A 780-nucleotide genomic window follows, 5' to 3' on the forward strand; every position below is an offset into this window, starting at 1 on the left:
GTGTCGGGGATACCGAAACTGCTATTAGGTTTCAAAGGCTCATTATCAGGTTTGAAAACTGTTTTTAACTCAGTGTAGTTCAGATGAAATAAGCAATAATCCTCAGTTTCGGACCAGCTATATTGCCAAACGGCCATAATTGCGGCGCGGCCCCATGTTACCCGTTTCGGGGCATCGCTCCAGCCTTTCAAATAAAATCCGAGTGAGGCATTCGAGGAGGAGGTGTCGAATTCACCGCGATTGGGGATTCGTGGAATTTGTTTCGGCGGCGCTTTGAAGTTCTCGCGGTCATGCTCTTCGCAGGCGGTTTGAGGGGGCGGGGGAGGCGATACCGGCGTTGGTGCCGGGCCACTTTGGCAGCCCATCAACCCGAGACAGAGTATAAAGGCGGTAATCCGGATCATAGCGGGGGCCTTATTGGGGAACCGGCATGGTGCCGATGTCGAGCGGGGGATCGGAGGGGCCGAGCAAATGCGTGATGTGCGTTAGTATCGTTTCAAGAGCATCTGGGGGCATTGGGCGATTTTTTGATGTACATAAAGAGCCATTTATACTGCTTAAGGATGTTGTGCTGTGCTTTTCCTCCCAGAACGTTTGAAATATAGTGCAGTAATTATTCTTATTATCTCGAAAATAGATTAATGATATTGTTTCATAGTCTTTGTTTAGAATGGATAAAAGTTTCTTATTTTTAATTATGGTGACATAGTCTTTGAAATTATTTTTGGCAATTTCTTCGATTGGGTAATTTATAATTTTTCCTATTTTTAATTTTGAAAA

At 44.9% G+C, this 780-nt stretch carries 2 protein-coding genes; both read right to left on the reverse strand.

Annotated features, from left to right (window positions below; all coding sequences use genetic code 11):
• Positions 1-404: hypothetical protein (locus VZ95_RS24545; RefSeq protein ID WP_156995444.1), on the reverse strand; the 404-nt coding region annotated here is incomplete at its 3' end.
• A 10-nt stretch (positions 405-414) separates the two neighbouring features.
• The coding region (locus VZ95_RS27625) for a hypothetical protein (protein WP_232302771.1) at positions 415-780 on the reverse strand (366 nt) is incomplete at its 5' end.

The organism is Elstera litoralis (assembly GCF_000963705.1).
Lineage (GTDB): Bacteria > Pseudomonadota > Alphaproteobacteria > Elsterales > Elsteraceae > Elstera > Elstera litoralis.